The 23,668-nt window shown below is 60.4% G+C and carries 21 protein-coding genes; 18 read left to right on the top strand and 3 right to left on the bottom strand.

The genetic code is table 11. The annotated features are described in order from the left end of the window. Positions 1–521 precede the first annotated feature (521 nt). Positions 522–2,186 (bottom strand): MFS transporter, encoded by a 1,665-nt coding sequence (locus PW947_RS06130; RefSeq protein WP_299630177.1) that lies wholly within the window; start codon positions 2,184–2,186, stop codon positions 522–524. 293 nt (positions 2,187–2,479) lie between these two features. Here PW947_RS06130 and PW947_RS06125 point away from each other — a divergent pair, with 293 nt between their 5' ends. From PW947_RS06125 to PW947_RS06050, 16 genes are all read left to right on the top strand, one after another. After that, positions 2,480–4,159 carry an FAD-dependent oxidoreductase gene (locus PW947_RS06125; protein ID WP_299630175.1) on the top strand — a complete coding sequence of 560 codons (1,680 nt, stop codon included), beginning with the start codon at positions 2,480–2,482 and terminating at the stop codon, positions 4,157–4,159. Beyond that, a complete protein-coding gene (locus PW947_RS06120) occupies positions 4,156–5,058 on the top strand; it encodes a fumarylacetoacetate hydrolase family protein (protein WP_299630174.1) in 903 nt (300 codons plus the stop codon). Before PW947_RS06125 ends, PW947_RS06120 begins: the two co-directional genes overlap by 4 nt. 80 nt (positions 5,059–5,138) lie before the next feature. Further along, positions 5,139–6,077: a cupin domain-containing protein gene (locus PW947_RS06115; protein WP_299630173.1), complete on the top strand. Its 939-nt coding sequence runs from the start codon at positions 5,139–5,141 to the stop codon at positions 6,075–6,077. A gap of 56 nt (positions 6,078–6,133) precedes the next feature. Beyond that, on the top strand, positions 6,134–7,276 hold the full coding sequence (locus PW947_RS06110) for an acyl-CoA dehydrogenase family protein (RefSeq protein ID WP_299630172.1): 1,143 nt from the start codon (positions 6,134–6,136) through the stop codon (positions 7,274–7,276). Positions 7,277–7,315: 39 nt separating this feature from the next. Next, positions 7,316–8,815, top strand: coding sequence for an aldehyde dehydrogenase family protein (locus PW947_RS06105; RefSeq protein ID WP_299630171.1), 1,500 nt, complete (start codon positions 7,316–7,318; stop codon positions 8,813–8,815). Positions 8,816–8,855: 40 nt separating this feature from the next. Beyond that, the gene (locus PW947_RS06100; protein ID WP_299630170.1) at positions 8,856–9,722 is read left to right on the top strand and encodes an enoyl-CoA hydratase-related protein; all 867 of its coding nucleotides are present in this window, start codon (positions 8,856–8,858) and stop codon (positions 9,720–9,722) included. Next, positions 9,719–10,882: a CoA transferase gene (locus PW947_RS06095; protein WP_299630168.1), complete on the top strand. Its 1,164-nt coding sequence runs from the start codon at positions 9,719–9,721 to the stop codon at positions 10,880–10,882. The genes PW947_RS06100 and PW947_RS06095 overlap by 4 nt, the downstream gene beginning before the upstream one ends. A gap of 46 nt (positions 10,883–10,928) precedes the next feature. Further along, a complete protein-coding gene (locus tag PW947_RS06090; protein ID WP_299630167.1) occupies positions 10,929–12,164 on the top strand; it encodes an FAD-dependent oxidoreductase in 1,236 nt (411 codons plus the stop codon). Positions 12,165–12,191: 27 nt separating this feature from the next. Continuing rightward, a complete protein-coding gene (locus tag PW947_RS06085; RefSeq protein WP_299630166.1) occupies positions 12,192–12,503 on the top strand; it encodes a 2Fe-2S iron-sulfur cluster-binding protein in 312 nt (103 codons plus the stop codon). A gap of 10 nt (positions 12,504–12,513) precedes the next feature. Then, positions 12,514–13,422 carry an acyl-CoA thioesterase domain-containing protein gene (locus tag PW947_RS06080; RefSeq protein ID WP_299630165.1) on the top strand — a complete coding sequence of 303 codons (909 nt, stop codon included), beginning with the start codon at positions 12,514–12,516 and terminating at the stop codon, positions 13,420–13,422. Beyond that, positions 13,403–15,058: an AMP-binding protein gene (locus PW947_RS06075; protein WP_299630164.1), complete on the top strand. Its 1,656-nt coding sequence runs from the start codon at positions 13,403–13,405 to the stop codon at positions 15,056–15,058. The genes PW947_RS06080 and PW947_RS06075 overlap by 20 nt, the downstream gene beginning before the upstream one ends. A gap of 177 nt (positions 15,059–15,235) precedes the next feature. Then, positions 15,236–15,931 carry an SDR family oxidoreductase gene (locus tag PW947_RS06070; protein WP_299630163.1) on the top strand — a complete coding sequence of 232 codons (696 nt, stop codon included), beginning with the start codon at positions 15,236–15,238 and terminating at the stop codon, positions 15,929–15,931. Continuing rightward, positions 15,912–17,192, top strand: coding sequence for a cytochrome P450 (locus tag PW947_RS06065; protein ID WP_299630162.1), 1,281 nt, complete (start codon positions 15,912–15,914; stop codon positions 17,190–17,192). The genes PW947_RS06070 and PW947_RS06065 overlap by 20 nt, the downstream gene beginning before the upstream one ends. Positions 17,193–17,232: 40 nt before the next feature. Beyond that, complete coding sequence (locus tag PW947_RS06060; RefSeq protein ID WP_299630161.1) at positions 17,233–17,484, top strand: ferredoxin; 252 nt, start codon at positions 17,233–17,235, stop codon at positions 17,482–17,484. After that, positions 17,481–18,734 carry an FAD-dependent oxidoreductase gene (locus PW947_RS06055; protein WP_299630160.1) on the top strand — a complete coding sequence of 418 codons (1,254 nt, stop codon included), beginning with the start codon at positions 17,481–17,483 and terminating at the stop codon, positions 18,732–18,734. Before PW947_RS06060 ends, PW947_RS06055 begins: the two co-directional genes overlap by 4 nt. Positions 18,735–18,788: 54 nt before the next feature. Beyond that, positions 18,789–19,955 carry a CoA transferase gene (locus PW947_RS06050; RefSeq protein WP_299630159.1) on the top strand — a complete coding sequence of 389 codons (1,167 nt, stop codon included), beginning with the start codon at positions 18,789–18,791 and terminating at the stop codon, positions 19,953–19,955. A 1-nt stretch (position 19,956) separates the two neighbouring features. On the opposite strand, the gene PW947_RS06045 is transcribed toward PW947_RS06050, so the two are convergent. Together PW947_RS06045 and PW947_RS06040 are read right to left on the bottom strand one after the other, a co-directional pair. Beyond that, positions 19,957–20,913, bottom strand: coding sequence for a LysR substrate-binding domain-containing protein (locus PW947_RS06045; protein WP_299630158.1), 957 nt, complete (start codon positions 20,911–20,913; stop codon positions 19,957–19,959). Positions 20,914–20,967: 54 nt separating this feature from the next. Beyond that, on the bottom strand, positions 20,968–21,105 hold the full coding sequence (locus PW947_RS06040; protein ID WP_299630157.1) for a hypothetical protein: 138 nt from the start codon (positions 21,103–21,105) through the stop codon (positions 20,968–20,970). A 397-nt stretch (positions 21,106–21,502) separates the two neighbouring features. Between PW947_RS06040 and PW947_RS06035 the strand changes: the two genes are divergently transcribed. Continuing rightward, positions 21,503–22,489, top strand: a complete 987-nt coding sequence (locus tag PW947_RS06035) for a 2-dehydropantoate 2-reductase (RefSeq protein ID WP_299630156.1) — start codon at positions 21,503–21,505, stop codon at positions 22,487–22,489. After that, positions 22,486–23,649, top strand: coding sequence for a CoA transferase (locus tag PW947_RS06030; RefSeq protein WP_299630155.1), 1,164 nt, complete (start codon positions 22,486–22,488; stop codon positions 23,647–23,649). The genes PW947_RS06035 and PW947_RS06030 overlap by 4 nt, the downstream gene beginning before the upstream one ends. Positions 23,650–23,668 lie beyond the last annotated feature (19 nt).

Below are 23,668 nucleotides of genomic sequence, written 5' to 3'. Positions count from 1 at the left end.
GTGTCGAAGTTTATTGGTGCAACCCGGTGTGTGCAGATTTGCTTAAGGTCGCAGTGGTGTGAGCGCGGGATTCTGGAACGACCTGTCGATTACCACCGCTTGGATACGAGAGGGCTCGGATAACTGTCTCTGTTTTCTTGAGCAACATCGGAAAATACAGACGGGACGATCGATTCAATGTTGTTTGGGCATCTCTGGCAAAACCTTGGGATTGACCCGCATAACACGACTCAGACTTGGCTCATCGACAGTCGCTGCTTGCTGTACTGCTTGAGTTGCCCCGTGCTAAATGATGCGGACGAATCAGCCCTTCGTGGAAACTTATAACAATGGACATCACGTGGAACACGACGCGTTCAGTGGTTTCTCGCAACCTAGCCGAAACAGTCGCTTGTCGACCTGGTAGCCAAGCGATTCAAGTAGCGGCGTAACTGAGAGTTTGCTACGTCGCTGATAATGGCGGGGGAACCTACGGAGTTCCTCCGCGCTGCCAAAATAGACCACTGATCTTCCAGTCGGACTTAGTGCGTCAACTGTCGACCCAACGACAGCTCGATTTCATCTTCACTGGCCTGAGCATTGAACCGCTCGAGCTCTGTGCGCGCGATTGCTTCGCTGGCGGTTAGCGTTCGACTGGCCAACACGAGCGAGCCGACCGACACCGGCAAAACAGCCAGTGCACACAGGATTGCCAGACGTAGATCGCCGGTCGCATCACTGATCAAGCCAACGCTATACGGTCCCAGACCCAGTCCGAAAATGTTCGCTCCTAGCGAAAATGCTGCGAATGCCGTACCGCGCAGTCGCGGAATCACCAGATCCTGAGTGGTGGCTTGCAGTGGGCCAAACCACATCGGCACGAAGAAGGTCGCGACCGCGTAGGCGCAATAGAAAATAGTGATATCGCGCGTCAGATACTGAATCACGCTGGCGGCAGTGAACATGGTTGCCGTGAAACAGACGAAGTAAAGCCGTCCAAGCGGATGTCTGCGGCGCGCGCGATCAGACAGGTAGCCGCTGACGCTAATTCCAATCCCGCCCGCAATGATCGCGATGATGCCGAGATGCAAGCCCGCCTGGGCGGTCAGCCCCAGTTCACGGCTTGCATAGACGAACACGAATCCGTTCACCGCGTTCATCGCGAAGGCAAGAAAAGCCCCCGAGACCGTCAGCGCAAAAAAAGTCTTCGATCCGGTGATCAGGCGATGAGCGGTAGCATCGCCGAGTCGCGTCGCCTGGTACCAGTTCGAACAGACATAGACCGCAATAGCAATCGCGAGCCACTGAATCAGATTGCTTGTCACAGGCATGCCGAACAGCGTTCCGATTCGTGCGTTACGACTGGCGGAAAGCATGTGATTGGTTGCCGATGTGGCGAATACGACGACGCAGACCGCGATCAGAAGATAGACGGCATTGCGCAGGTACTCACGACGCGGTGCGCCGAGTGAACGCAGGGTCAGCCAGCTCCACGGTGGAACCATCGCGCCCAGGTCGCGGATAGCGTGCGCAAACGGGTGAGGGTCTTTCCTGGGTGCGACCGCATCGAGACGGCCCCGCGCGGGCTCGCGAATCGTCAAGAGGACAATCAACGCGAAGATCAGACCGGGTACGCCCACGCAGATAAACGAAGCCTGCCACCCCGACAAGCCGAGCGGCGCAGCCTGGCCGCCCTTACCGTACGCGTGCTCCCAGGCGGCGACAATCGATCCGCCAATCGCAAGCGACGCTCCCGCGCCGACGTAGACGCCCACCGAATACAGCGCCAGCACCGTACCGCGCTTTGCCCGCTCGAAATAGTCGCCGAGCAGCGACACGGCGGCGGGTGTCGCGCTGGCTTCGCCGACGCCCACCCCGATACGCGCCGTGCCGAGCTCCGCGAAATTCCGCGACAGGCCCGACATTGCCGTCATCAGCGACCAGAACGACAGTCCCAGCGCCAGCGTACGGACCCGGCTCCAGCCGTCCGCGAGACGCGCGAGCGGAATGCCGAATACGCAATAAAACAGTGCGAACGACGTGCCGTACAACAGGCCCAGTTGTGCATCGGAGATGCCCATGTCCCGCTTTAGATAAGGCGCAAGGATCGTGACGATCTGACGGTCGACGTAACTGAACGCATAGATCACGGTCAGGATAAACAGCACGTACCAGCGGTACCAGGGCCTTTCATGATTCGTATGCATATTCGCGTCTCCTTGGATTTTTCCTTGTCGGGCCACGGCTTGCGACGAGTCGAGGCTGGTCCACAGGATAGTCACGCGCGAACCGCTCGCACCAATACGATTTTCCGATCTACCCAGACGAAGAACCTTGCATCAGGTCATAGGGAAATCCTCTTAATCCCTTCGGAAACAGTATTGGCCTAACTAAACATCCGCCGGTTACATTGATTTCACATTGCAGGACCTTGAGTTCACTTTGACAGGCGCGACGCACAGTCAAGCCAACACGCAAAACGATGATGGAGCTTTCGACTATGGCGCAAAACAGCGAGATGGGGCGCACCCCTGTGGTGATCGTGGGAGCGGGGCCGGTTGGATTGGCGCTGGCCGGCGATCTCGGTTGGCGGGGCGTGCAGTGTGTATTGATCGAACGCGGTGACGGGCAGGTTTTCCAGCCGAAGATGGACATGGTCGGTATTCGCACGATGGAGTTCTGCCGCCGCTGGGGCATCGTCGACGACGTCGAAAACGCCGGCTATAACCGCGACTACTCACAGGACTATGCATGGGTGTCCCAACTGCATGGCGGTTACGAATTTGGGCGCGAGTCGTTCCCGACGGTACGTGACGAGCCGAAGCCGGAGCAAAGTCCGCAAAAGCGCGAGCGTTGCCCACAAAACTTTTTCGATCCCGTGCTCACGCGTTTCGCCGCGAAGACGGGCAATGTGCAGATCCGGTATAGCACCGAGTACGTGTCGCACACGGAGCGCAGCGATGGCGTCACCGTCACGGTACGCGACCTCGTCACGGGCGAAGAAAGCACGATCGAATGCCAGTACGTGGTGGGTTGCGACGGCGGCGCAAGCCGCGTGAAGGAAGCGCTCGGTATCAAGATGACGGGCACGCCGGCGCTCACGTACACGACGAACGCGATCATCGAGTGCGAAGGTCTCGAGAAGCTGCACGACAAAAAGCCCGGCTATCGCTATATCTTCATTGGGCCTGAAGGCACCTGGAGCACCGTCGTGGCGATCAACGGGGCCAACTGGTGGCGCTTTTCGATCGTCGGTGACGGCACCATGCGAACGCTGACGGAAGACGATGTCGCGGCAGCGTTCCGGCGTGCAGTTGGACGCGACGATGTCGAGTTCCGCATCATCTCCGTGATGCCGTGGATTCGCCGCCAGCTGGTGGCCGACAACTACGGTACACAGCGGGTCAAGATCGCCGGCGACGCGGCTCACCTCACGTCACCGACCGGCGGCTTCGGGATGAACATGGGCGTGCAGGACGCGGTCGATCTCGGCTGGAAATTGCAGGCAATGGTCGAGGGTTGGGGCGGTGCGCATCTGCTCGACACCTATGAATTCGAACGACGTCCGGTCGCGATTCGCAACGTCAACGAGGCGACCAGCAACCTGAAGCTGATGCTGACCCCACGCCAGACGCTGACGCCGGCTGTGTTCGAAACGGGACCGCAGGGCGACCAGGCGCGAAAGGTGTTCGGCGATGCGTACACGCAGATGATGAAGCGCGAGTGGTACACGATCGGCATTCATCTCGGCTTTCGCTACGAAGGCTCGTCGATCGTCGTGCCAGACGGCACGCCCGAACCGGAAGACACCGTCAGCACCTACGTACAGACGGCGCGGCCCGGACATCGCGCACCGCATGTCTGGCTGGCACCGGATCAATCGACGCTGGATCTGCTGGGACGCGAGTTCGTATTGATGCGCTTCGATCGGTCGATTCCGGTCGATGCGCTGACGGCGGCGGCTAGACAGGCCCGCGTACCGCTTCGCGTCGTGGATGTCGACAACGCGCAGGCTCGCGCGTTGTATGAGTGTGCGCTGGTACTCGTGCGTCCGGACGGGCACGTCACCTGGCGTGCGAACAGCGCACCGGACGACGCGGATGCACTGATCGACATCGCGCGAGGCGTGCAACCGCTCGGTGTAACCACGCGTGACGTCGAAGAGGTGGCCGTGCGATGAGACTCGTATCTTTCGATAACGGCCGCATCGGTGTGGTGCACGAAGGTCATGTATTCGATGTCAGTGACGTCGCCGGCGTGGTGCCCGGCACATGGCCGCCGGTCGGCATGGTGCGTGCCATCGCGCAATGGGAAACGTTGCGCCCCGCGTTGCTGGATGCCGTTCGATCGGGAACAGGCCTCGCATTGAGCGAGGTGCGCCTCGAGGCGCCGGTTCAATGGCCCAACAAGGTGATCGCGTTTCCGGCGAACTACCACGCGCACATCGATGAAATGAAAGGCGTCGGAACGGGCGTGATTTCATCGTTCAAGGCAAGCGGACAGGGATTTTTCCTCAAGGCGAATTCGAGCCTGAGTGGTCCCGCCGACGCAATCGTGTTGCCGCCGCTGGCAGGTCGCGAGATTCATCACGAGTGCGAGCTCGGCATCATCATCGGCAAGCGCGGCAGGGGCGTGTCGCACGCCGATAGCCGTTCGTACGTTTTCGGCTTCACCTGCCTGCTCGATATGGTGGTGCGCGGCAAGGAAGAGCGCGTGATGCGCAAATCGTACGACACCTTTTGCCCAACCGGTCCGTGGATCACCACAGCCGATGAGATCGCGGATTTCGACAACATCGAAATGCGTCTTCGGGTCAACGGCGAGGAACGGCAATCGGCATCCACGCGCAATCTGATCGTGAATATCCCCGACATGATCGCGATGTCCTCTGCGGTGATGACCCTCGAACCCGGCGACATCATCGCGAGCGGCACGCCGGCGGGTGTCGGGCCGGTCGAAGACGGCGATGTCATCGAGATCGAGATCGACGGCGTGGGATCGATGCGCTTGCCGGTCAGGCGAGGGACGGTTGGCGATCACGCCGTGTGGGACAACGAGAAAGTGGGCCTTGCCGTTTGACCCCGCTAGACGCTGCTCTCGCCAGGTCATGCCGTCTCGCAGGCGGCCGACTCACGACGACACATTAGTAGAGGACTGTGATGTCTGAAACCGTTACACCTAATCCGGTGGCCCCGGAAGGCTTTTTCGACTCGCTCCAGGCCCGCGCACTGTCGCCGGGTTGGGCGAAGAAAGTGCCGCAGATGTGGCCGGCGCCGCGCTCCAGGTTCGTTCCCGCAGTCTGGCGCTACGCCGATGCACGCGCCGCGCTCGACGACGCCTGTGCGTTCGTTTCGCCGGAACTCGCCGAGCGCCGGAACCTGATCATGGTAAATCCGATCGCCGACAACATCTATCCGACCTGCCGCAACCTGGTCGCAGCGTATCAACTGGTGCTTCCCGGCGAGACGGCACGCTCGCACCGCCACTCGCCGAATGCATTGAGGCTGATTCTCGACGCAGGCACGGATACGTTCACGATCGTGAACGGCGTGAAGGTCGACGTCGCACCGGGAGACGTGGTGTTGACGCCGTCGTGGCATTGGCACGGGCACAGCAATTTCGGGGACGAGCCCGCTTTCTGGATCGACTTCCTCGATGTGCCGCTCGTGCAAAACCTTGAATGCATGTTCTTCGAGGACCATCCGCGACGCGATGAGCCCGTGGTCGCTCACGAGCCGGATTCGCCATTGCGGCATAAAGGCGTCGATCTCGACCGCGACACGCGCAAGACGGGCACCGTGGATATCGCCCCGGGCGGACTCAAGACGATCGGACTGCAAGCGATCGGCATCGAACGTGGACAGACGCAGTCGCATGGCAAGCGGATCGACAACAACCTCTACGCGGTGACGCGCGGCAGCGTGCGCGTGACTGTCGAACAACTCGGCGTGGTCGATCTCGTCCGTGGCGATGTCATCGCGATTCCATGCTGGCACACCTTCGGGATCGAAGGTCTCGACGACAGCTCACAACTGATTCGCGTCAGCGACGAACCGGTGATGACAGCGCTTGGATTTCGCGAACCGACGTCCGGCTGAATTAGCTGACGAACTGTTTAGAGACGTTTGAAAACACGCGATGCAAGGAGACGGAAGTGAAATTCAGCGAAGAGCAGGAGATGCTGCGCGATATGGTGCGCAGAGTCGCAGAGGAAAAGGTTCGGCCCCTCGTCGCGGAAATGGAAGAGACCAAGGGCTTTCCTGAAGAACTGGTCGAGGTATTCGGCGATCTCGGACTACTGCAGATGTGGGTGCCTGACGCATACGGCGGCCCGGGCGGAGATCTGACATCGGTGTGCATCGCAAAGGAAGAGATCGGTAAGGTGTCGCTCGCCGCATCGACATTGTGTGCGAACAATTCTATCGGGCTGATATTGCCGTTACTGCATTTCGGCAGCGAGGCGCAAAAGCAGCGTTATCTGCCGGAGGCCGCTAAAGGCCGCACGATCTCAGCGGTGGCGATAACCGAACCGGAAGCTGGTTCCGACGTGTCGGCGATTCGCACCACGGCGAGACGCGACGGCGATTCGTATGTCGTCAACGGTCAGAAGAGCTGGATCACGTGGGCCGCTCAGGCGAACTACATGCTGTTGTTCGCTCGCACGGCGGAAGGGCGCGGTCACGATGGCATCAGCGTGTTTCTGGTCGACACGAAAACACCGGGGTTGAAGATCGGCCGCAAGGAAGTGAAGATGGGCCGCCACGGTTCGCCCACGTATCAGGTGTTTTTCGAAGACATGCGCATCGACGCCGATTGTCTGCTCGGCGAAGAAGGTAACGGCTTCAAGGCGTGCATGAAGATTCTCGATCTGAACCGGCCCTCCGTCGCGGCTTCGTCGCTCGGACTCGCGCAGGCGGCCATGGAAGAGTCGATCAACTACGCAAAGGATCGCCGTCAGTTTGGCAAACGGATCGGCGACTTTCAGGCGATCCAGTTCAAGCTCGCCGACATGGCGATCAAGATCGAGGCGGCGCGTACGTTGCTCTACTCGAGCACCCAGGAAATCGACGCGGGTGACAACAGCCGCCTGACGATGCTTTCGTCGATCGTGAAGTGCTACGTCACCGACGTCGCGATGGAAGTCGCACTCGAAGCGGTGCAGGTACATGGCTCCTATGGCTACTCGACCGAGTATCCGGTCGAGCGGTTCATGCGCGACGCAAAGCTCAATCAGATTCTCGAAGGCACGAACGAAATTCATCGCGTGATCATCGCCAGACAGTTGCTCGGCAAATGAACCGCGTCATCAAATCCATGACACAGGAAGGATACTGATATGACTTCGACGTTACATCCCGGACTCGGCGACGCGGCGCGCGGTTTCCTGTTGCGTACGCATCAATTGCTGATCGGCGGCCGGATGGAAGAGTCCGATTCCGGCCGCCGCACCGAGATCGTCGATCCTGGCACCGGCGCAGTCATCACCACCGCCGCCGAAGCATCGGCATCCGATGTCGATCGTGCGGTCGTGGCCGCGCGCCGCGCATTCGAGGGACCGTGGAGCAAGGTCTCGCCGGCGGAGCGCACCCGGATGATGCTGCGTTTCGCTACGTTGATCGAAGACAACGCGGACGAACTCGCGGAACTCGAATGCATCAACAGCGGCAAGCCGTTGCCGTTTTGCCGCAATGGCGATGTCGTGGGCATCGCGGAGATGCTGCGCTACATGGCGGGCTGGACCACCAAAATGGGCGGCGAAACGCCGAACGTGTCATTGCCGGGCGACTGGCATGCATACACGTTGCGCGAGCCGGTCGGTGTCGTCGGACAGATCATTCCGTGGAATTTCCCGCTGAATATGGCGATGTGGAAGATCGCGCCGGCGTTGGCCACTGGTTGCACGATCGTGATGAAACCGTCGGAGCAGACCCCGCTCACCGCATTGCGTCTTGGCGAACTCGCGCTCGAAGCGGGAATTCCTGCGGGCGTGCTGAATATTGTCACCGGCTTCGGCAATCCCGTCGGCGCAGCGATTGCCGCGCATCCGGGTATCGACAAGGTCGCGTTCACCGGCTCCGGTGAGACTGGCCGGCGCATCGTGCAGGCAGCGAGCGGCAATCTGAAACGGGTGTCGCTCGAATTGGGCGGAAAGTCACCCGTCATCGTTTTTCCCGATGCGAATCTCGATGCCGCAGCGGCGGGCGTCTGTTCGTCGATTTTCTTTCACGCTGGGCAGATTTGCGCCGCCGGCTCGCGTCTCTACGTGCACGAGCGGGCGTTCGACGAAGTGCTCGATGGCATTGCCAAGCGTGCGAATGCGATGAAGATGGGTCACGGCATGGATGCCGGCACGCAGATGGGCCCAGTGATCTCCCGACGTCAGTTGGACCGTGTCGCCGGGTATATCGACCGCGGGCAACAGGAGGGCGCGACCTTGTTCGCAGGTGGCGGATCGAGCGGCGAACACGGCTTCTTCGTGCAGCCGACCGTGCTGACGGGCGTGAAGCCTGGCATGTGTGTGCATGACGAAGAGATTTTCGGCCCCGTGCTCTGCGCCATGTCTTTCAGCGACGACGACCTCGACGGTATCGCCGCAACCGCGAATGCGACCACATACGGACTTGCCGCGAGCATCTGGACCCGGGACATCGGCCGTGCGCACAAGATGGCGCGCCGGATGCAGGCTGGAATCGTCAACGTCAACGCGCTGTCGTCACCGGACGCGACGCTTCCGTACGGTGGCTACAAGCAGTCGGGTTGGGGACGCGAGCGCGGCTACGACGCGATCAGGATGTACACCGAGGTCAAGGCCGTCGCGATCAACCTGAACAACTGACAACAGCGTCCGATGCGGATCGGGCGCGGAGGAGAACAGCATGACTGGCAGCATCGACTATGTCGCAAAAGATGGACGGGCTTACATCACGATCAATCGCCCGGAGAAGAAGAACGCCATGACCAGTGCAATGCTCGATCAGCTGATGACGGGCTACGACCGTGCCGAAGCCGATGACGACGTCCGTGTCGTCGTGCTGCAGGGCGGCGGCGACGATTTCACGACGGGCCACGATCTGGCCGAAGTCGGAACCGAATACGGCGCGACGACTTACGACGACAAGGGCCGCCCGCGCAAGCCGAGCCAGCGTGCACGGCTGCTGCATGACAAGCGGTATATCGAGCGCTTCGAGCGCATCTTCAAGTTCCTGAAGCCGACCCTTTCGCTGGTCAAGGGCTATTGCCTCGGCGGCGGCCTTTACCTCGCGGAAGCATCCGACCTCGTGATTGCCGCCGACACCGCGAAGATGGGCCACCCGGAGCAAAAACTCGGGCTGTCGGGCGCCGCCTATTTCGCGGCATGGGAAATGATGGCGCTCGGTCCGCGCAAAGCCCGCGAACTGTTGCTGATGGCGGACGTGTGGGATGCACAGACCTGTCTTGCGAATGGACTCGTCAACAAGGTCGTGCCGGTCGCATCGCTGACCGACGCCGGCGAGGAATGGGCTGAACGGATCGTGCGTTTGCCGCGCGACGGCATCGTCATGGGCAAAGCCGCGACCAGTCTCGCGATGAATGCGCTGGGCATCGACGCACAGTTTTCATATGGCCACGTGCTGCACGCGCTCGCCACGAATGTCCGTTACGAGGCCGACGAATACAACTTCATGAAGCAACGTCGTGACAAGGGTGTGCGCGCATCGAACCACGAGCGCGAGGAGTTTTACGTCGCAAAGGAAAAGGCATGAATACCGCGCTCAAAGGCCTGAAGGTTCTCGATTTCACGCAGATGATGACGGGACCGTTCGCTACCATGATGCTCGGCGACTCAGGCGCCGACGTCATCAAGATCGAGCAGCCGGAAGGCGATCCGTTCCGGCGCTCGGGCGAAACCATGCTCAATGGCGACGGTGCGTTTTTTCTGGGCGTCAATCGCAACAAGCGCGGAATCGTACTCGATCTGAAGAGCGAGGAAGGGCGTGCCGCGGCGCGTGCACTGGCCGTGGAAGCGGATGTCCTGGTTGAAAATTTCCGGCCGGGTCTGACTGACAAGGCGGGGCTCGGATACGACGCGCTGCGCGAACTGAACCCCCGCCTGGTCTATTGCTCGATCTCGGGATTCGGTCGCAACGGGCCGGACAGGAACCGGCCTGCGCTCGACATGGTGATCCAGGCGGTGTCCGGCGTCATGCAGGTGACCGGTACCGAAGAGTCGGGGCCGCTGAAAACGGGCTTTCCTTTCTCCGACCTCATTACCGCTTTGCTCGCCAATATCGGGATTCTGACCGCATTGCAGGCCCGGGAGCGAACGGGAGAAGGCCAGCGCGTCGATCTCTCGATGCTCGACGCGAGCATCTTCAGCCAGGTGCCACGCGATGTCTATTTCGACCTCACTGGCAAGACGCCCGGGCGGATGGGCAACCAGCACTGGGACATCGTGCCGAACAACACGTATGCCACTGCGGATGGTCGCGACATCATGATCATCACGATCAACGACAAGTTCTGGCATGTGCTCTGCGACGCGATGGAAGCCGGCGAACTGAAGACCGACCCGCGTTTCGCGACCAAAGCCGCGCGCCTCGAAAATCGTGCCGCCGTGGACGCCCGGCTCGCGGAGATTTTCGCGACTCGCAATCTCGTGGAATGGGAACGCGTGCTGTCGGCGGCTGGTGCTATCTACGGCGCGGTCCGCACCTGGCCAGAAGTGTTCAGCGACCCGCATGTGGTCGATACCTTGCTAAAGACCGTGCAGCATCCTAAAGGCGGTGAGTTCAAGGTGATCAACAATCCGTTGCAATTCTCCGGTACGCCGACGCACATTCGCGGCGCACCGCCGTTACTCGGACAGCACAACGACGAAGTACTGGGGCGGAGTACGAGCGGATGGCCGTCGATCGACGGTTGAGGATATCGAACGCAGCACCATAAGAGCGGGCAAGGAGACAAGTACGATGGAACGGACCTGCATCATCGTCGGCGCGAGCCACGCGGCAGCGCAACTCGCGCCGAGCCTTCGGCAGGAAGGCTGGGAGGGACGCATTGTCGTGATAGGCGACGAGCCGCGTTTGCCGTATCACAGGCCGCCGTTGTCGAAAGCCTATCTTCTCGGCGACAAACAGGCAGACGATCTGCTGATCCGTGCCGCCGACGTGTACACGCGCTTCAATATCGAGTTTCGTCTCGGCGAACGGGTCGAATCGATCGATCGGGGCGACCGGACGATCACGCTGCGCAGCGGCGAGAAACTGGCGTACGACAAGCTTGCGCTGTGTACCGGCACACGCGTGCGGACCGTGACGTTACCAGGTTCGACGTTGCCGGGCGTTCACTATCTGCGCAATATCGCCGATATCGATCGCATCAGGGGCGATGTCCGGACCGGTGGTCGAGCCGTGATCGTCGGCGGTGGCTATATCGGTCTGGAAACCGCCGCGGTGTTGACGAAGCTCGGTATGCACACGACGGTCCTCGAAATGGCGCCTCGTGTATTGGCGCGCGTGACGGCACCGCAAGTATCCACATTCTTCGAACGGGTGCATCGGGAAGAGGGCGTGGACGTGCGCACAGGAATTGCGGTGCGCGGTTTCGAAGGGACCTCGCGCGTCGAAAAAGTCGTGTGTGCGGACGGCAGTAGCTTCGATGCGGATCTCGTGATTATCGGCGTGGGTGTGATGCCAAACGTCGAACTCGCCGCGCATGCAAATCTCGCCACGGATAACGGCATTCTCGTCGACGCGTGCGCCCGAACGGCCGACCCGGACATTGTCGCCGCCGGCGATTGCACGATGCACCCGTCGCCTTATTACGGCTATATCCGGCTGGAATCCGTTCCCAACGCAACAGAACAGGCAAAAAGTGCGGCGGCCGCTCTGTGCGGAAAGGAAAAGCCCTATGCCGCGTTGCCGTGGTTCTGGTCGGATCAATACGACATCAAACTGCAGATCGCCGGACTGAATCAAGGCTATGACGAAGTGGTCGTGCGGGGCGATCTCCGCAGTGATCGGAGCTTCTGCGCGTTTTATCTGAAAGATGGTCGTCTGATTGCGGCGGACTGCGTCAATCGTCCGCAGGAGTTCATGTTCAGCAAGAAACTGATTGCCGGACAGATCGTGGTCAGTGCGACGCAACTCGCCGACGAAGCGGTGCCGCTCAAGTCGCTGACCGAAGTGGCCAAGGTCGAAAATTAAACGATGCAGGTTTAAGAGAGGTGTGTAATGCCAGTTATCAAATACGTGCAGTCGAATGGTGAGGTTGTCGAAGCCGATGTGCCGCTGGGCAGCTCGGTGATGCAGGGCGCGGTCGACAATATGGTCGAAGGTCTTGCCGCCGAATGTGGCGGCGCATGCAGTTGCGCGACCTGCGAAGTTCATGTGGATCAGGCATGGATGGACATCGTCGGTGAAGCGTGCGACATGGAGAAGGACATGCTTGCCGCATCGAGCTCGATGCGCAATAACAGTCGTCTGAGTTGCCAGATCGAGATCACGCCTGAACTCGATGGCCTCGTCGTCGCCATTCCGGCTTGAGCGGCTATCCATGACGCTGACGGTAAGCGGGTTGATCGATCTGTTGCGGGTCAGACGGGAGAGCGGCATGCGCTTTTCCGGCTGCTCGCCGCTCGACGGCGCGCGGCGCATCTATGGCGGGCAGATGCTGGCCCAGTCGATCATGGCGATGGGGCAAACGGTGCGCGAGCCGCATCGGTTGCATTCGATGCAGGGATACTTTCTGCAGCCCGGCGACGTGACGAAGCCGATCTCGTTCGAGGTGCGGCCACTTCGCGAAGGTCGGAACTTCAGCACGCGGCTGGTGACGGCCACGCAGGACGATCTGCCGATCTTCAGCGGTGCCGCGTCGTTTCAGGCACCCGAGGGCGAGTATCAGCGCTTCGACGCTATACCCGATGTCGCACCACCGGACCAGATGCAACCGGAAGACGCGTTCTACGCGGACCAGCTTCATCTGCTGGAAAATTGCCGGTCGCACGTGCCGATGATCATGCGGCTTTTCGAGCGGCGTAGCGAACGCTGGCGCGCATGGCTCGACCCTGGGCCATTGCCGCCTGTCAACGGCATCTGGTGTCGCCTGAGAGCGCCATGCGGCGACGATCCGCTGCTGTGTCAGGCGCTACTTGCTTACGTGTGCGATCTCGATCTGATGAATACCGCCATGCGCCCGCGCGGCCGCGGCTCGCTCGACAAAACCATGCAGGCGGCGAGCCTCGACCATGCCATGTGGTTTCATGCGCCTGTCAGTCCGGATCGCTGGTTTTATTACGATCTGGCTGGACCGTGCGCCACCGGCAATCGCGGTCTCGGACGCGGGGCGCTCTATCAGGACGGATTCCTCGTCAGCACGGCCATGCAGGAAGGACTATTGCGCGACCGTCACGATCGACGCGAGAACCATCAAAGGAATGAGACGTATGGGCCAATGGGACGATAAGTTCGAGCGCGCCGAACGCAAGTGGGCAAGCTGGACAATGCAGGAGTATGCGCAGACGGACCGCGTGATTGGCCGGATCATCGAGGACAAGGCGCGACGTCAACCTTATCGCGAAGTGCTCCAGTTTCGCGACCGGACATTGACATACGAGCAGTTGAACTTGTTGGTGAACCGTGTCGCAAACGGATTCATCGCGCTGGACATCCGTGCGGAAGACAAGGTCGCACTGATGCTATCGAATCGTGCGGAGTTTCTGCTCGCATGGTTTGCGCTGAACCGGATCGGGGCAGTCTGCGTGCCGATCAACACTGCACTCAAGGGAAGCGGTCTCGCGTATCAGATCGATCAGGCGGACTGCATCGCACTGGTTGCCGAGGACGGCTTCTTCGCGGCACTCGCCGCAGTCGCCGATCAGTTGCCCAAGCTCCGGCATTCGATCGTCGTCGCCGTCGACCAGGCCACGCGGCTCGATGCGTGGCCTGGTATTGAGAACCTGCGTTTCGACGATCTGCTGGCGCGCCCGGAATCGACGCCGGATATCGAAGTCGACTTCAGAAGTCTCGCGACGATTTCATACACGTCAGGAACCACCGGCGTATCTAAAGGCGTGATGATGAGTCATCACTACTGGTACGAGATATGGTCCGAGGCCGTGCGCTATGCGCGCTATACGGAAGACGATGTGTTGTACACCGGTCTGCCTTTTTTTCATACGAGCGCTCATGGCACGACCGGTCCTGCGATTCTGACCGGTGCGAAAGCGGTACTGGTCGAGCGGTTCTCCGCAAGCCGCATGCTCGACGACTGCCGGCGTTGGGAATGTACGTCGGCGAAGTATATCGGGGGCATGGTGTCGATCCTGATGAAGCAGCCGGCGTCGATAGAAGACGGCGACAACCCGTTGCGGCTGATGGTCGGCGCCGCTGCGCCAAAGCACCTGTGGCATGAATTCGAAAAGCGTTTCAACACGCGCCTGCTGGAACTGTACGGCATGACCGAGTGCAGCAGTTCTCTGGTCAATCCATTCGATGCGCGCAAGCCGGGCTCATGCGGCAAGGCGGGCACCGGCTACGACGTACAGCTGGTCGACGATCGCGACAATCCAGTCTCGCGGGGGCAGGTGGGCGAACTCGTCGTACGGCCACAACGCCCCCATCTAGGCACGACCGGCTACTACAGGAACGCAGACGCCACGCTGGAGTTGTTCCGCAATCTGTGGATCCATACCGGCGATCTGGCGACGCAGGACGAGGACGGCTATTTTTTCTTCGTGGATCGTAAGAAGCAGGCACTCAGGCGGCGTGGCGAGAACATCTCGTCGTTCGAGGTCGAGGCGGTAATCAATGCGCACCCTGCGGTCATCGAATCGTGCGTGGTGGGCGTGCCGTCCGAACTGGGCGAAGACGATGTGAAGGCGGTGGTCGTGCTCAAGGGTGGACACGTCGTGACGGAAATCGACCTGATCGACTGGTGCGAGCCGCGGCTCGCTTACTTTGCGATACCACGCTATATCGCCTTCCGTGCCGGCTTGCCCAAAACGCCGAGCGAGCGCGTCGAAAAATATCGCCTTCGCAACGAAGGCGTGACCGTGGATTGCTGGGATCGCGAGCAATCCGGGCACGTGATCAAACGGTGACTCGTCAACTTGCCGAACCGCTTCAAACGATAAGAAATTGGTCTCACGATCTCGCAAAACAGTATTGGACCCGATCCCGGTTTGAGTCGAATCTTGAGTCTGAGGCTTTGCAGAACGCACGGGCAAAGCACTGACGCAAAGATCGTTCCAAAACTATATCGTGAGATGAGGTGACATATGACGAACAAGGTTGCAGTAGTCACGGGTTCCAATGGACTGACCGGACAGGCGATTTGCAAGGATCTGACGGCACGAGGCTATACCGTCGTCGGGATGGACATTGCTGAGTCGGGTAAAGGCGAGTACGCGTATCACAAGTGCGATGTGACCGATTACGAGCAGATCCGAACGTCGGTCGAATCGATCGATTCCGAGTACGGCACGATCCGCGTGCTCGTGAATAACGCAGGCGTCTGGCATGGCAAGACCTTCTTCGACATCGCTCCGTCGGATTACGACTTTACGTATGGCGTGAATACGCGCGCGCCGTTCTTCCTGAGCCAGGAGGTCGCGAAGCGTCTGATCAAGGCCGGCGGCGGTGGCGTAATCGTCAATCTCGCATCTATTGTCGCGACGCTTGGCAGCGGCGTGACGGACTACGGCGGCTCGAAAGCTGCGATCGTGAACCTGACCAAGAGCCTCGCGAAGCCGTTGGGTCCGCATGGTATCCGTGTCGCCGCCGTTTCGCCCGGCACCATCAACACGGCGATGGGCGAGAAGGTGCCGAAGGAAGTCCGTGACCGGCTGATCGCCAGTTCGGGTCTGCAACGCGCGGCCGAGCCGGAAGAGATCGCTTCCGCGGTCGGATTTCTCGTTAGCGACGACGCGCGCTATGTCACGGGCGCGACACTCGATGTCAACGGCGGACTGTGACTTTCCTCCCGAAAAGACGCTCTCACTGATCAATGTGACTGGAGGAACGATGTCTGGATGTCCTTTCAGCAAGCCGGCATTTCCGATGCCGCGACAATGTCCGTTTCTTCCGCCGCAAGAGTACCGGGATTTCCAGCAGCAGCCGGGTCCGGGCAAGGTACAGATGTGGGACGGCAAGGACGCGTGGCTCTTCACCCGTTACGACGACGTGCGGGCCGTACTGGGTGACAACCGCTTTAGCGGCGACCCACATGTAACGGGCTTTCCGAGCCTGTCAGCCGCCAGAGACGCGGTGCTCGATCTGGAGCCGGCATTTATCCGCATGGACCCGCCTGAGCATGGCCGTTTCCGGCGCATGCTGACCAAGGAGTTCATGATCAAACGCGTCAGCGCGATGCGCCCGCGTATCGAATCGATCTTCGACCGTCTGCTTGATGAACTGCTCGAAAAGGGGCCGCCCGCAAATCTGGTGGAAGACCTTTTCCTTCCGTTGACGTCCGAGGTCATCGCAGGACTGCTCGACGTACCCGGCGAAGATCACGGCTTTTTCCAGGAACAAAGCCGCCTGAAGGTACTGCTCGATGTCGATCCTGCCATTCCGAAGGCGGCGTCGGATCGGATCCTCGGCTATCTCGACACGCTGATCACCGAGCGTGCGAAAGTTGCGGACGGTCGAGAAGACCTCCTGAGCCGGTTGATCGTAGAGCAGGTGAGACCGGGCCACCTGACACATCGTGAACTCGTGATCATGGCCGAACTGCTGCTGATGGCGGGTCACGAAACGACCGCCAATCAGATGGCACTCGGTGTGCATAGCTTTCTGACCAATCGGGATCAGCTCGAACTGCTGCGCAACGATCCTTCGTTGCTGCGTGGCGCCGTCGAAGAAATGCTGCGGTTCCATACCATCGTCCACTACAACGCATTCCGCGTCGCGCTGGAAGATGTGGAGGTCGCAGGTCAGATGATTCGCAAGGGCGAAGGCGTGGTCGCACTGATTTCGGGCGCCAATCACGATGCAAACGCGTTTGAGCAGCCGGAGAAATTCGACATCACGCGCAAGGCCGATCATCACGTGGCGTTCAGTTACGGCATTCATCAATGCCTCGGTCAGCCGCTCGCACGCGTCGAACTGCAGGTGGTGTTCGCGACATTGTTCCAGCGGATTCCGACACTGCGGTTTGCGGTTCCCCAAGATGAGATCAAGGGGAAGGGCGATCACTTCGTGCAGGGGCTGGAAACCTTACCCGTGGTCTGGTGAATATCAAACGACCCGGTACGTCCGGGCGGAGGAGATAGACATGTCGAATAACGGCTTCAAACTGCGGGTCTCCGTGGATCAGGATGTGTGCGTAGGCGCGGGATTGTGTGTGTTGTCGTCGAGCGAAGTGTTCGACCAGCGCGACGAAGACGGCGTCGTTAAATTGCTTCAGGCGTACCCGGACGAGTCGCTCTACGAGAAAGTGTTGGGCGCGTCGCGCAAGTGTCCGGCGAAAGCAATCAAGGTCGAGAAGATCGCGGACGATGTGGATCCGCAGGGGACACAGCCGTGAACACGATTCCGCGTGCCGTTGTGATCGTCGGTGCGGGCCAGGCCGGTGTGCAGGCAGCGAGCGCGTTGCGTGCCGAGGGCTATGGCGGCACGATCGATCTGCTCGGTAATGAACCGTGTCTGCCGTACCAGAGACCGCCGTTGTCCAAGTCGTATCTGTCCGGCGACGTGGCCGACGAAGATCTTCATCTGGAAACTGCCGCATGGTTCGCCGAACAACGGATCGAGCGCTTGCCCGATGCGCATGTCGATACGATCGAGCCTCGCCAAAAAAGGGTGAGGCTGTCGACAGGGCAGACCCTCGATTACGATCACCTGATTCTCGCAACGGGAGCCCGTAACCGGTCGTTACCGGCGCTGAGCGAACCCATGCGAGGCGTGATCTCATTGCGCACGGTCGCCGACGCTGCGGCGCTAACGTCGAGGTTGCGTGATGCGCGGCGCGTCGTGGTGATCGGCGCTGGCTTTCTCGGGCTCGAGGTGGCGAGCGTCGCAATTGCGCAGGGTTGCGATGTTCACGTCGTCGAGTCGGTCGATCGGGTGATGCAGCGCGCGATATCGGTGGACATGTCGCAGGCGTGTCTGCGGCATCATCGCGCAGCCGGTCTGACGGTTTCGTTCGATGCGCGCGTCGATGCGTTCTGTGCGCAAGACGGTAGTGTCAGCGCGGTCAAGCTCGCTGACGGACGCGTGATTCAGGCCGATCTCGTGCTGGTTGCAATCGGTGTCGTGCCGAATAGTGAACTCGGTTCGGCGTGCGGTCTCGAGATCTTCAACGGTTTTATCGTAGACGATCAACTGCGCACGTCTGACCCCGCGATTTCCGCGATCGGAGACTGTGCGGCGTTTCCGTATGCGTTCGACGATGGCGACCGGTTGCGACTCGAGTCGGTTCAAAACGCCGTCGATCAGGCGTGCTATGTCGCGCGTCGGATCATGGGTACGACCGACGGCCGACGTTATGACCAGGTGCCCGTGTTCTGGAGCGATCAGGGCGGCATGCGCTTGCAGATTGCGGGTGTTGCACGCAGGCTCGACGCGAGCGTGTTGCGGGGCGATCCCACAAGCGGAGCGTTCTCGATCTTCCGCTATCGCGACGACCGGCTCACGGCGGTCGAATCGTTCAACCGGCCGACCGATCACATGGTCGCCCGGCGCATGCTGCAACGGCGCATCAGCCCGTCGCGAGCCGAGGCGACCGACATGACGTTCGACCTCAAATCGCTGGTCAACGCGACCGTGACGACTTGATCACGGACCATAGCGCGCGCAACACGGCGCGCGAAAAGGCACACGGCAAATACCATGACGAAGGCTCCTCCGATACTCGACGGTATCCGCATACTCGACATGACCTCGGTAATCTTCGGCCCGTATTGCACGGCGACGCTCGCCGAAATGGGCGCCGACGTGATCAAGATCGAACCGTCTTCGGGCGATGAGATCCGTCGGGTGGGACGTCCCGTGGCGACGCGCGGGATGGGACCTGCTCACATGACGTTGAATCGCGGCAAGCGCTCCGTGGTGTGGGATCTGAAGCAACCGCGCGGAAAAGCGGCGCTGCGTCGTCTGCTGAAACGATGCGATGTCTTCATTCACAACCTGCGCGCCGATGCGATCGAGCGCCTGGGCCTGAGCTATGAGTCGGTCAAGGCGATTCGCTCCGATCTCGTCTACGTGCACTGCTCGGGGTTCGGCGCGGGCGGCCCGCTCGCGGGAAAGCCGGCTTATGACGATATCATCCAGGCCGCCTCGGGTGCGGCCAGCCTGTTGCCGCGGGCCGACGGCAATCCCGTGCCGCGTTTCCTGCCGATGGCGATGGCCGACAAGGTCGCGGGCCTGCATGCCACTTATGCGGTGCTCGGTGCATTGCTGCACCGCGAGCGGACTGGATCGGGGCAAGAAGTGGAAGTGCCGATGTTCGAAAGCTTCACGCACTTCCTGCTGCAGGATCATCTTTACGGACGCGCCTTCGTGCCGCCCAACGAGCCCGCCGGCTATCCGCGACAGCTGGACCCATTGCGCCAACCCGTGAAATGCGCAGACGGCTATCTGTCGATCGCCCCCTATACGGACGAGCGGTGGGTGCGCTTCTTCGACATCACTGGTCACGGCACGTTCCTGAAGCGCGAGGGCCTGACGAGCGCGAGAGACCGCTTCAATGCGCTCGACCGGTTGCAGACGGAACTGACGAGGATTGTCGCCGATCGGCCGGTACGCCACTGGCTGGCGCTTTTTGCGGAGCACGATATTCCCGCCGCGGAAGTCAAAGGGCTAGACGCAGTATTCGACGATCCGCACCTTCACGCGGTTGGCTTCTTCAGACGCAAAACTCATGCGACAGAAGGCGATTACCTGGAGATGCGTGCGCCGGTCCGCTTTCACGGCGTGGTCTCGAAAGATGTAGAGGCCGCGCCGTTACTGGGGCAACACAGTGAGGCGATCGAGCGTTGGCTCGACGATGAACAGTGACTCAGGCGGCCTGTTCGACCGGAACCGCTCGCGACGGGTCGAGGAAGTATTGTGGATGCCGGGCGGTCAGTTCTGCTGCGTTCGCACGGGCTGCTTCACGCCATGCGCCGAGCAAAGGCGGTACGCGATCCTTATGCCAGGCTAACGACAACGATACGCCCGGCGTATCCGCGTTCAACGGGCGGTAAGCGACACCGAGCGGTTGCATCAACTGCATCACCGCCGGTACGACCGCAACACCGGTGCCCGCTGCGACGAGACAGGCGGAGGTGTGCATGTCGTGGGCCTCCTTGGCGATGGTCGGCTTTAGGTTCGCATCTTCGAAGATGTCGAGGATGCGGTCGCCGTAGCCACGTTCCGTCGCTGTGCCGCGCGCGACCGCAATCAACGGCCACGTTGCGAGGTCGCTCAGACTGACCGGCCCCGGTACATCGTATTCGCTTCCCGCCGGCACCGCGACCACCAGCAGTTCGCGATAAAGCAGTTCGGTCACGATGTTGTGGTCGTAAACATGGCCGCGAATCAGGCCGACTTCGATCGCACCTTCCTTGAGCGCCGCGATTTGCTGGGAGATGGTCATTTCCTGCAGACTCACATCGGAAGCCGGTGCGAGAGAATTGAACAGACGCAGTGTGTTGGGCAAAAAGCAGTAGATCGCGGTATAGATCGACCCGACAATCAGATGAGCCCGCGCGCCGCGTCCTGATGCGCGTACCGCGGCAATTGCGGCCGACGCAGTGTTAAGCACGCGTTGAGCGTGTTCGACCAGGATGTCACCGGCGGGTGTCAGCAATACCTTGCGCTTTTCCCGTGTGAAAAGCGCAGTGCCAAGCTCATCCTCGAGTGAAATGATTTGTGCGCTCAACGCGGGCTGCGCAATGTTCACGCGCTCGGACGCCCGGGTGAAGTTCAATTCGGTCGCAACTGCCAGGAAATATTGAAGCTGGCGCATGTTCATGTCCGCACTCCTGTAACAAGGTCGTATCGATCGTGATTCGGCGTTTGAGTCGCGTCAGTAAGCTTTGTTTTCCTGAGCATCGGCTTGTGTGACGCGTACGGTGCCCCGACGGGCCGCTGCGATCGCCATCGCCCGACCCATGCGTTGCGCCGCGTAGGGGACGATCACCACTCTGTTCGTGAGCTTGTTCATGCTTGTCTCCATACTTTTGTGTGCCGGTTAGCGGCATTTCCTGGTCCGTTCAGCGCTGCGAATCACTGCGTCGCCGGATCGTGTTTCACACGGTATCGAATCGACGCAAGATGTTCCATAAGCAATCATCTCTTTAACTTTACGGATCGTCTCAATCCGACGGTCGGCCTCTATCGTCAGACCAGTTAGCGCGATACCGAAGTGCAGCGCCTATCGCGGCCGGATCGGCGCCAAACTCGCCCGAGCTATACGCCGATACGCTCGAATCATCGTTTTTTCGTATTTCCCCAATCGTCCGGCGGCACCGTATCTTCTACTCATCGAATGGCGCGAGCCGCGTCCAGCATGGGGGCGCTAGCGCCACACCTGTATCCCATGAGTTGCGAGTGAGACATCTATGCTGAAGGTATGTGTTTTCGGAGGCGGTGCGATCGGCGGATATATCGCCGGACATCTGGCTCGCGCGGGACAGTGCGAGGTCAGCGTGGTGGCGCGTGGCAAGACGCTCGATGCGATTCGCACCAATGGACTGCGTGTCGTCACCGCAACGGAAGACTTCACAGTGCGCGTGAACGCAGTTGACGATGCCCGCGAGCTCGGCGAGCAGGACTATGTTTTCGTGACGTTGAAAACACATCAGGTCAACGATGCGCTCGACCAGATACGTTCGCTGATGGGGGCGAACACGGTCGTGCTACCTCCGACTACCAGCATTCCGTATTACTTTTTTTCTAACCGTCAGATGCCCGCGCTCGATCCCGGCGCACGCCAATGGCATGCCATTCCGTCGGAGCAGGTTCTAGGTTGCGTGTACTGGATCGGTGCGCACGTCGTCGCGCCAGGCGTCGTGTCACAAGACGGCGCGAAGGCTGGCTGCCCGATTGGCGAGTTGGACGGACGTCGTTCGGAGCGGGTCGAGCGCCTGAGCGAGCTGCTGGGCGCGAGCGGTATTCCAGCTAAGGTCAACGACAACATCCGCGCGGCCATCTGGGTGAAATTCGTGAACAGCCTGTGCTGGAATCCAGTAGCGATGCTGACGCAAGGAACGCTTGGCGAAATCCGCGATGCTGCTGAAGTCGTCTCTATCGTCCGGACGATGATGCGCGAGGCGGATGCGCTTGCGGCGGCACTGAAACTCGATGTCGGTCCCGATCCCGACAAAAGGATCGCGCTGACGCTGAGTGCACCTCATCACAAGATGTCCATGCTGCAAGACCTCGAAGCGGGCCGCCCGCTCGAACTCGAACCGTTGCAGCGCTCGCTGGAAGCCGTTCGCGAACTCACCGGTCTGCACACCCCCACACTCGATACCGTTCTCGCAATGGCCCGTTTGCGCGAGGCTACTGCATCAAATAATGTTCGTACAAAGGAGTTGCATTCATGACATCTGCGTCCACTACCAACACGGCCGGTGTAGCCCGCGATTTTCGTCGTCCGCTCGAAGGTATCAAAGTAGTCGAGGCATGCAGCTACATCTCCGGCCCGTTCTGCGCGCAAATGTTGTCCGATCTAGGTGCAGACGTGATCAAGGTCGAGCCACCTTCCGGCGATCCGTACCGCAATTTCGGTCATAGTTGGGAAGGCGTCGGCACAGTCTGGACGAACTCCAACCGGGGCAAGGACAGCGTGGCGCTGGATCTGAAGTCACCCGACGATCTGGCGAAGTTCAAGACGCTTTTGCGCGACGCCGACATCTACATCGAGAACTGGCGACCGCATGTTTCGGCGTCGCTGGGTTTGAGTTTCGATCAGGTCAGTGCGTTGAATCCGCGCATCGTTCAGCTCTCCATCACGGGTTATGGGCCAGACGGTGCGCTGGCGAAAGAGCCCGCGTTCGATGCGTTGATCCAGGGTCGCACGGGCCTGTTGAGTTACGAGGCAGCGGGTGGCCCGCCCCGGGCGACTAACACGTTTCTTGCCGATAAGGTCGCTGCTGTATTTGCGGCGCAGATGGCACTGTCCGGGCTGATTTCCCGCGACCGGTCGCAGCAGGCGGTGCATCTCGAAACCTCGATGCTCGACATCATCGCGTACTACAACTTCCCCGACATGTTCCATAACCAGACCTTCGTCGACGACACGGCCGCTGCGACGCTGGCCCCGCAACCCGTCCTGGCGACGCGCGACGGGTATATGGTGCTGTCGCCGGTTTCGGGCAAGCAGTTGAGCCGTACGCTCGATGCGATCGGTCATCCGGAATGGAAAGACGAACTGAAGCAGATCAAGGACCGCAAGGAAATGACCCACACGTTTTTCGAACGCGTGGCCGCCCCATTGAAACTGAAGACCACCGCCGAATGGCTCGAGCGGTTTCGTGAACTCGATGTGCCGGCTGGGCCGGTCAACGAACCACGCGCCCATTTCAGTGATCCTCAGGTGATTCATAACGAACTCTATTCGGATCTGCAGACACCCGGTGGCACTGTTCGTGCAATTCGCTATCCGGCACGCTTCAATGGCCATTTGCTGAAGCCTGGCAAGCCGGCACCGCGGCTTGGCGAGGGCAATGAAGAAAGACTTGTCGCCAGCCATTCCAACGAATGACGCACCGTCTTGAAGCCGG

Source organism: Paraburkholderia sp. (genome assembly GCF_028283785.1).
Taxonomy (GTDB): domain Bacteria; phylum Pseudomonadota; class Gammaproteobacteria; order Burkholderiales; family Burkholderiaceae; genus Paraburkholderia.
This window is presented reverse-complemented; position numbering and strand designations above follow the sequence as displayed.

Bases quoted from the DNA above. Each gene is read 5' to 3' on its own strand.
- PW947_RS06130 (WP_299630177.1), bottom strand. From the start codon at position 2,186: ATGCATACGAATCATGAAAGGCCCTGGTACCGCTGGTACGTGCTGTTT.
- PW947_RS06125 (WP_299630175.1), top strand. From the start codon at position 2,480: ATGGCGCAAAACAGCGAGATGGGGCGCACCCCTGTGGTGATCGTGGGA.
- PW947_RS06120 (WP_299630174.1), top strand. From the start codon at position 4,156: ATGAGACTCGTATCTTTCGATAACGGCCGCATCGGTGTGGTGCACGAA.
- PW947_RS06115 (WP_299630173.1), top strand. From the start codon at position 5,139: ATGTCTGAAACCGTTACACCTAATCCGGTGGCCCCGGAAGGCTTTTTC.
- PW947_RS06105 (WP_299630171.1), top strand. From the start codon at position 7,316: ATGACTTCGACGTTACATCCCGGACTCGGCGACGCGGCGCGCGGTTTC.
- PW947_RS06100 (WP_299630170.1), top strand. From the start codon at position 8,856: ATGACTGGCAGCATCGACTATGTCGCAAAAGATGGACGGGCTTACATC.
- PW947_RS06095 (WP_299630168.1), top strand. From the start codon at position 9,719: ATGAATACCGCGCTCAAAGGCCTGAAGGTTCTCGATTTCACGCAGATG.
- PW947_RS06090 (WP_299630167.1), top strand. From the start codon at position 10,929: ATGGAACGGACCTGCATCATCGTCGGCGCGAGCCACGCGGCAGCGCAA.
- PW947_RS06085 (WP_299630166.1), top strand. From the start codon at position 12,192: ATGCCAGTTATCAAATACGTGCAGTCGAATGGTGAGGTTGTCGAAGCC.
- PW947_RS06080 (WP_299630165.1), top strand. From the start codon at position 12,514: ATGACGCTGACGGTAAGCGGGTTGATCGATCTGTTGCGGGTCAGACGG.
- PW947_RS06075 (WP_299630164.1), top strand. From the start codon at position 13,403: ATGGGCCAATGGGACGATAAGTTCGAGCGCGCCGAACGCAAGTGGGCA.
- PW947_RS06070 (WP_299630163.1), top strand. From the start codon at position 15,236: ATGACGAACAAGGTTGCAGTAGTCACGGGTTCCAATGGACTGACCGGA.
- PW947_RS06065 (WP_299630162.1), top strand. From the start codon at position 15,912: ATGTCAACGGCGGACTGTGACTTTCCTCCCGAAAAGACGCTCTCACTG.
- PW947_RS06060 (WP_299630161.1), top strand. From the start codon at position 17,233: ATGTCGAATAACGGCTTCAAACTGCGGGTCTCCGTGGATCAGGATGTG.
- PW947_RS06050 (WP_299630159.1), top strand. From the start codon at position 18,789: ATGACGAAGGCTCCTCCGATACTCGACGGTATCCGCATACTCGACATG.
- PW947_RS06045 (WP_299630158.1), bottom strand. From the start codon at position 20,913: ATGAACATGCGCCAGCTTCAATATTTCCTGGCAGTTGCGACCGAATTG.
- PW947_RS06040 (WP_299630157.1), bottom strand. From the start codon at position 21,105: ATGAACAAGCTCACGAACAGAGTGGTGATCGTCCCCTACGCGGCGCAA.
- PW947_RS06035 (WP_299630156.1), top strand. From the start codon at position 21,503: ATGCTGAAGGTATGTGTTTTCGGAGGCGGTGCGATCGGCGGATATATC.
- PW947_RS06030 (WP_299630155.1), top strand. From the start codon at position 22,486: ATGACATCTGCGTCCACTACCAACACGGCCGGTGTAGCCCGCGATTTT.